The following is a 7,057-nucleotide window of genomic DNA, read 5'->3' as shown; positions in this document are numbered from 1 at the left end:
AAAGAATTTATCCGCCGCTTGGGTAAATCTACTCTTTACCGCAAAAACTTCTACGAGCCATATATCAACAGTCGCGCTCTGGAACTGGCATTCCGTCACTTCCTGGGTCGTGGTCCATCCAGCCGTGAAGAAGTCCAAGAATACTTCTCCATCGTTTCCAGCAAAGGTCTACCCGGTCTCGTTGATGCCCTGGTGGATTCTAAAGAATATTCTGACTACTTCGGCGAAGAAACCGTGCCCTACATCCGGGGTTTGGGTCAAGAAGCGCAGGAGTGTCGTAACTGGGGACCGCAGCAAGATTTGTTGAACTACAGCGCGCCTTTCCGCAAGGTACCGCAGTTCCTCACCACATTTGCTGCTTACGAGCGACCGCTGCCCGACCAACATCCGTATGGTTCCGGCAACGACCCCTTGGAAATTCAGTTTGGGGCAATCTTCCCCAAAGAAACCAAAAATCCCAACACCCGTCCTGCTCCGTTTGGTAAAGATACTCGTCGCATCCTGATCCGCCAAGGTCCAGGAATTGACAACCAACTGAGCAACCCAGCAGCTCGTCCCAAAGCTCCGGGTTCCTTGGGTCCGAAAGTGTTTAAACTGGATCAACTCCCCGGTCCAGGTGGGAACGGCGGCACATCCTTCAAACGGTATGTGAAGAATTCCAGCGTTAAATACTCCGAAAGTTCCACCCAAGCGGTGATCAAGGCAGCCTACCTACAAGTGTTTGGGCGGGATGTCTATGAAGGTCAGCGCCTCAAAGTGGCGGAAATCAAGCTGGAGAACGGCGAAACCACAGTGCGGGAGTTCATCCGCGCTCTGGCTAAGTCTGACTTGTTCCGCAAGTTGTACTGGACTTCGCTGTACGTTACCAAGTCGATTGAATACATCCACCGCCGTCTGTTGGGTCGTCCCACCTATGGACGTCAGGAAACTAACAAGTATTTTGATATTTGCGCCAAAAAAGGCTTCTACGCCCTGGTTGACGCGATTATCGATAGCCCCGAATACAGCGAGTCATTTGGGGAAGATACGATTCCTTACGAGCGCTATCTGACACCAGCTGGAGTCAGCTTGCGTAGCCTTCGGATTGGCAGCATTGCCGACACAGCTCTGAAAATTGAGAAGCAAGAAACCCCTCGTTTTGTGGAACTCGGTCAAGTCACGCAGCTGCGGACAGAACCCGACATTCAATTCCGCATCAACCAGGGTGTCAGCAAGAAGCGCGAGCAAACCAAGGTCTTTAAGCTGACAGAAACCAACGACAAAGCGTTGGTGCAAAACACAATCCGGGCAGCATACCGGCAAATTTTCGAGCGCGATATTGAACCCTATATCGTGAAGAACCAATTCAGCGACTTTGAAAGCAAGCTGCGGAATGGTGAAATCAACCTCAAGGAATTTATTGAGGCGTTGGGAGGTTCAGACCTCTACATCAAAGAGTTCTATACTCCCTACCCGAACACTAAGGTGATCGAGTTGGGTACGAAGCACTTCTTGGGACGGGCACCCCTAGACCAAGTAGAAATTCGCAAGTATAACCAGATCCTTGCATCTGAAGGGCTTCGGGGCTTTGTGGGCGCAATGGTGAATAGCCCAGAGTATGCCCAGGCGTTCGGAGAAGATACGGTGCCTTACAACCGCTTCCCGACCCTGCCAGCGGCAAACTTCCCGAATACCGAGAAGCTGTATAACCAACTGACCAAGCAGAATGATGACTTGGTGGTTCCCAGCTTCAAGCCGGTGCAGTCGCGCATGGATGTGGCGAAGATGCCGCTGATGGGTAAAGCGATCGCAGATATCGCTGCAAAAGCTCGTCAGCGCGACATGAGTAAGCCGCTGTTTATCGAGTTGGGTCGTTCCTTTACCAACGGTGACGGGCAATCCGTTGAAGTTGGAGTTGGGACATCGCGGCGTAAGCCTGCTCGAATTTACCGGATGAACCCAGGAATGAACCAGGGTGAATCTGCACAGGTGATTAATGCCATCTACTGTCAGGTGATGGATATCTTCAGCGGTCAAGTTCCTGGGGAACTGCGCCGTTCGGATCTCGATAGCAGACTCCGCAACGGTGAAATCTCGGTGCGCGAGTTTGTGAAGAGTCTGGCGAGTTCCGATATCTATCGCCGTCGCTTCTATGCCCCCTATCCCAACACCAAGGTGATTGAGTTCCTATTCCGGCACCTGCTGGGACGCGCACCCGCTACCCAAGGTGAAATCCGGCAGTACAACAAACTGCTGGCGGATAGCGGCTTGAAGGCGGCTGTAGAGGCAATGGTGGATAGTCCTGAGTATGCTCGTTACTTCGGCGAGGATGTGGTGCCTTACAACCGCTTCCCGTCCCTGCCAGCGGGTAATTATCTGGGCAGTGTGAAAGCAGCAGCTGACTTGGTGAAACAATCCTGGTCAGATATGTCGCCTTCCTACATCGGTAATCGCTTGAGCCGATAAATCCGAGAGTCGGGAATGGGGAATGGGTGATTAATATGACCCGTTCCCCATTCCTAATGAATCGGAAGTTTTGCTCTGTGCTCTGGATGACGCGGGGAGTTTATCGAAACGCAGAAGCGCTCCAGAAACCACAGAAATAGAAATAGAAGAGGCGATCGCTATCTTGTCGATCATCCTCCAATGAGATAGATTCTTCGGGTCAAATTCCCCCAATAACCGCACTGCAAAACCTTGTCCAACTGCATTGTGGTAAAGTGGCTCATCTAGTGTCCACAACTTGAATCCCTTAAAGTTTCTGCTAAAGCTAAATCAGCAGAACAGATTAGGGCATGGAATGGGCGATCGCATTTTTATGGAGCCGCGAAGATTTGGAGGACAAGGGGGAATAAAAGGTGATTGATGCTCAGGGGTGCAGAAATTCAAAAATCCTGACAGCGATCGCTCCCCTCCCAAGCAAGCGATCGCTCTTTGATGATCAACTGACCCCACCGAGACCCGCTGCGATCGCCCTCAAAGCCCCAAAATGAGGAACAATATTAAAAAGTGTTAAGAAGAGACCTGGAATGTGAACAGAATGCCGCAAAATTATTTGCGGAAGGTAGCTGAGTCCCAGGCAGTGTGTACGGATGGTTACACTGAAAAATGCTAAAGATACCGAACAAGTATTCTTGTAGCAGTGACAGGCTTCCACATTCCTTGGCGAATGCCAGTTTCAAACCATCTGGTAAAACTTTTCTTTTGATTGGAGGAATCCACAAATGAGTATCGTCACGAAATCCATCGTGAATGCTGATGCCGAGGCTCGTTATCTTAGCCCAGGCGAACTAGACCGGATCAAGAACTTTGTGACCTCCGGTGAGCGTCGCCTCCGGATTGCCCAAACGTTGACCGACTCTCGCGAGCGCATCGTCAAGCAAGCTGGCGACCAGTTGTTCCAAAAGCGTCCTGATATTGTTTCTCCCGGTGGCAACGCTTACGGTGAAGAAATGACCGCTACCTGCCTGCGGGATATGGACTACTACCTACGCCTGATCACCTACGGAGTCGTTGCTGGTGATGTCACCCCGATTGAAGAAATCGGTTTGGTTGGCGTTCGTGAAATGTACAAGTCTCTGGGTACCCCGGTTGACGCAGTTGCTGAAGGCGTTCGCGCTATGAAGAATGCTGCTTCCTCCATGATGTCTGGCGAAGATGCTTCTGAAGCAGGCGCTTACTTCGACTACGTGATTGGTGCCATGCAGTAGGGTGTTTCCCTTCCCCTGCTAAGGATTAGAACCTGACTACGTAAGATAAGGAAACAAGAAAAATGCAAGACGCAATTACTGCTGTTATCAATTCCTCTGACGTTCAAGGTAAATACCTTGATACTGGTGCTTTGGAAAAGCTCAAGGGCTATTTCAACACTGGCGAACTACGCGTTCGTGCAGCAACCACCATTAGCGCTAATGCTGCCACCATCGTTAAGGAAGCGGTTGCTAAGTCCCTGTTGTACTCTGACATCACCCGTCCCGGTGGCAACATGTACACCACCCGTCGCTATGCTGCTTGCATCCGCGACTTGGACTACTACCTCCGCTATTCCACCTATGCCATGCTGGCTGGCGACCCATCCATCTTGGATGAGCGCGTGCTGAACGGTCTGAAAGAAACCTACAACTCCTTGGGTGTTCCCATCTCCGCTACTGTGCAATCTATCCAAGCCATGAAAGAAGTTACCGCCAGCTTGGTGGGTGCTGATGCTGGTAAGGAAATGGGCGTTTATTTAGACTACATCTGCTCTGGCTTGAGCTAAGCGTAAGCGCTCGTTCATCGCTTAAGTTTTAAGCGACTGCGTTTTGTCTGGTGAAGTCTGGGAAGTCTGGAGTGAATGCTAGCTCGTCAAAGGCTTGTCGAATTAAGTTGATAAGTTTTAGCGGTCTAGTATTGACTCTTGACTCCCAGCCTTCGGTGTCTTAATTAGATACGCCAATCCAAAGATTGATTGAGATCAAAAATTTCCTCACCACCTGACTAGGAGAAATTAACCATGCGGATGTTTAAAATTACTGCCTGTGTTCCCAGCCAGACCCGTATCCGGACTCAGCGGGAATTGCAAAACACTTATTTCACGAAACTCGTTCCCTACGAAAATTGGTTTCGCGAACAGCAGCGGATTATGAAAATGGGTGGAAAAATCGTTAAGGTTGAGCTGGCTACTGGTAAGCCAGGAGTAAATACTGGTCTACTTTAATTTGCGGAAATAGGCTTGTTTACGGAATTTTCAACATTTAGATAAGATTCAAATGCAAAGAGGTCTTAAGGACCTCTTTTTTTGTGGCTCAATAGCCGCTTTCGATAGCAATTCGTTTTATTAGGCTACACTTCGATTCCCGAAGCTCCCTTTTTCAGCAGACGCCTAGAGCGATTCTGTTGCTAGTAATTTGTGAATCATATAAGAACTAGATTAAAAAGAACGACTAAAGTTTGCTAGTTAAGCATTTATTGACTTCTTGTCAAGGATTTTTCCGGAATTTCTGTTAAGCCAAATTCTTTTAGAACTCAGCGCTGTGTTCGTAATCCAGGCATTCTTCCTCGCTCTCTTCTCTCCAAGTTCTACCGCTTGTCTCACATCGATGCTGCTCGCCTATCCAAGGTATCACCACTGGATGTGTAGATGAGTAGAGTGAAGATGAGCTGACGAGAGCTAATAGGATGGAGGCGATGCCGATAAATCCTGCCAACACCAGGACAGTCAGCACCGTTACATTGAGAGGATGAGTTTTGACCTGCATTTCTAAGTAATCTCGCTCAACTTTATAGGAAATAGGGAATCGTCTCTGTAGTCTTGGGGGCTAATTGAGCTTTTTCAGCTTGTTCAATCCAAACTCTAAGTGGTCTGCGTGATTATACGTAATAGGGGCGATAGATATTACGAAGTAATAAGGTCGCGTTTTTACTTAAACCACTGAAATTTAGAATTTTGATTCGGTAATCATACGGTTAAGTTCAATACAAAGATCGTCAGTGAAGCAATCTTCTTGAAAGCTTTAATTTAGAGGGTAGATTAATAAATTTTTGATTTAGAAAGCGATCGCCTGATGCCGTTAGATGTCAGAAAGATTTATAGAAAAGCAAAGAAAATCGGGAGCGGATGAACCGATATAGGGCAAAGCGCCTTATCATTTTGGTCGGTACCGCTGCTAATGTTGGGGAGCGAGCAGCACTCCGTGCATCCGCCAGAGCGATCGCTTTGTGATTCCCTGCCGCTGAATGTTACCTATACGCCAAGTCGCTGTGAATTTACGCCAGCTAATTCCTGTTTTTAATTCCTCTACCCAGGATTGGGCAATAGATGCCAGATTGTTGCGGTGGCTCACCTTCCTCTGGCTATTTATCGGGTTAGTCGTGCTATTTTCGGCGTCCTATCCCAGCGCAGATGCTGAGTTTGGAGATGGGATGTACTACTTCAAGCGCCAAATCATCTCAGTCATCCTGGGGCTAGTAGCATTTAACCTGGTGGTGAACTTCCCCCTACGTTCTGTTCTAGAAATCGCTGATTGGTTTGTCATACTCCTGTTGGGAGTGATTTTCATCACCCTGATTCCAGGAGTGGGAACCACCACCAATGGCGCAACCCGTTGGATAGCTTTGGGGCCATTTCCGCTGCAACCCTCTGAGTTGATCAAGCCGTTCCTGGTGTTACAAGGCGCTCGGATTTTTGGGCATTGGGACAGACTAACGTGGAAAGTCCGCTTGACCTGGCTGTTTATTTTTTGCTGCGTGCTTTTGGGAATTTTGCTACAGCCCAACTTAAGTACAACCGCACTTTGCGGGATGACTTTGTGGCTAATTGCACTTGCTGCTGGGTTGCCTTATTCCTACTTGGGAGGAACAGCGCTGGGCGGGGTGCTCTTGGCGACAATCAGTATCAGCGTGAAAGAATATCAGCGTCGTCGGATAATGTCTTTTTTGAATCCTTGGGCTGACCCCATGCAAGACGGATACCAGCTGATTCAAAGTTTACTGGCCGTTGGTTCTGGCGGCACCTGGGGGTCTGGTTTTGGGCTATCGCAACAGAAGCTGTTTTATTTGCCGATTCAGTATACCGACTTTATCTTTGCGGTGTACGCAGAAGAATTTGGCTTTGCAGGCAGTTTGCTGCTGCTGTTGCTGCTGATGGCTTATGCGGCGCTGGCGCTAATTGTGGCGATAAAGGCGCAAAATCCCATTCACCGGCTGGTGGCGATTGGAGCCATGATTTTGATGGTGGGGCAGTCACTACTAAATATTGGCGTTGCGACTGGTGTCCTACCTACTACGGGTTTGCCCTTGCCGCTGTTTAGTTATGGTGGCAATTCAATGATTGCGAGTTTGATTGCCGCTGGGCTGCTGATTCGCGTGGCGCGGGAAAGTAGCGAAGCAGAAATTGTGTCTCTGCAAGGACGTCGGTCTGCGGCTAGGCGGCGACGCCGAGAGCAATAAGCTGTCTGTCACACATCTAACATCTAAATTGCACAAAATAGACTTAATCGGAAATAGAGTAGTTTAGAAGTGAAGGGTTGTTGCTCGAAGACCGAGGTGTTTACGATGTTGAGCTACGGCGCTATCCACAATAAACCTCATGTGTTTCAAA

At 48.9% G+C, this 7,057-nt stretch carries 7 protein-coding genes; 6 read left to right on the top strand and 1 reads right to left on the bottom strand.

The features are described from left to right. The 5 genes from H6F50_RS04345 to H6F50_RS04330 form a co-directional block, all read left to right on the top strand. The coding region (locus H6F50_RS04345) for a phycobilisome rod-core linker polypeptide (RefSeq protein ID WP_190426710.1) at positions 1-2,445 on the top strand (2,445 nt) is incomplete at its 5' end. Between the two features lie 392 nt (positions 2,446-2,837). After that, positions 2,838-2,972, top strand: coding sequence for a hypothetical protein (locus H6F50_RS27495; protein WP_277879316.1), 135 nt, complete (start codon positions 2,838-2,840; stop codon positions 2,970-2,972). A 231-nt stretch (positions 2,973-3,203) separates the two neighbouring features. After that, entirely contained in the window at positions 3,204-3,689 is a 486-nt protein-coding gene (gene apcA, locus H6F50_RS04340) for an allophycocyanin subunit alpha (RefSeq protein ID WP_190411195.1), read from the top strand. Positions 3,690-3,751: 62 nt separating this feature from the next. After that, on the top strand, positions 3,752-4,237 hold the full coding sequence (apcB, locus tag H6F50_RS04335; protein ID WP_190411194.1) for an allophycocyanin subunit beta: 486 nt from the start codon (positions 3,752-3,754) through the stop codon (positions 4,235-4,237). Positions 4,238-4,471: 234 nt separating this feature from the next. Then, on the top strand, positions 4,472-4,675 hold the full coding sequence (locus H6F50_RS04330; RefSeq protein ID WP_190411193.1) for a phycobilisome linker polypeptide: 204 nt from the start codon (positions 4,472-4,474) through the stop codon (positions 4,673-4,675). Between the two features lie 301 nt (positions 4,676-4,976). Here H6F50_RS04330 and H6F50_RS04325 read toward each other — a convergent pair whose 3' ends face one another. Next, positions 4,977-5,216: a hypothetical protein gene (locus tag H6F50_RS04325; RefSeq protein WP_190411192.1), complete on the bottom strand. Its 240-nt coding sequence runs from the start codon at positions 5,214-5,216 to the stop codon at positions 4,977-4,979. A 478-nt stretch (positions 5,217-5,694) separates the two neighbouring features. Here H6F50_RS04325 and H6F50_RS04320 point away from each other — a divergent pair, with 478 nt between their 5' ends. Continuing rightward, positions 5,695-6,906, top strand: coding sequence for an FtsW/RodA/SpoVE family cell cycle protein (locus tag H6F50_RS04320; RefSeq protein ID WP_190426709.1), 1,212 nt, complete (start codon positions 5,695-5,697; stop codon positions 6,904-6,906). Positions 6,907-7,057 lie beyond the last annotated feature (151 nt).

Origin of the sequence: Coleofasciculus sp. FACHB-712, assembly GCF_014695635.1 — a bacterium.
In the GTDB taxonomy this organism is placed as follows: domain Bacteria; phylum Cyanobacteriota; class Cyanobacteriia; order Cyanobacteriales; family FACHB-T130; genus FACHB-T130.
This window is presented reverse-complemented; position numbering and strand designations above follow the sequence as displayed.

Bases quoted from the DNA above. Each gene is read 5' to 3' on its own strand.
- H6F50_RS04320 (WP_190426709.1), top strand. From the start codon at position 5,695: ATGTTACCTATACGCCAAGTCGCTGTGAATTTACGCCAGCTAATTCCT.
- apcA (WP_190411195.1), top strand. From the start codon at position 3,204: ATGAGTATCGTCACGAAATCCATCGTGAATGCTGATGCCGAGGCTCGT.
- H6F50_RS04330 (WP_190411193.1), top strand. From the start codon at position 4,472: ATGCGGATGTTTAAAATTACTGCCTGTGTTCCCAGCCAGACCCGTATC.
- apcB (WP_190411194.1), top strand. From the start codon at position 3,752: ATGCAAGACGCAATTACTGCTGTTATCAATTCCTCTGACGTTCAAGGT.
- H6F50_RS04325 (WP_190411192.1), bottom strand. From the start codon at position 5,216: ATGCAGGTCAAAACTCATCCTCTCAATGTAACGGTGCTGACTGTCCTG.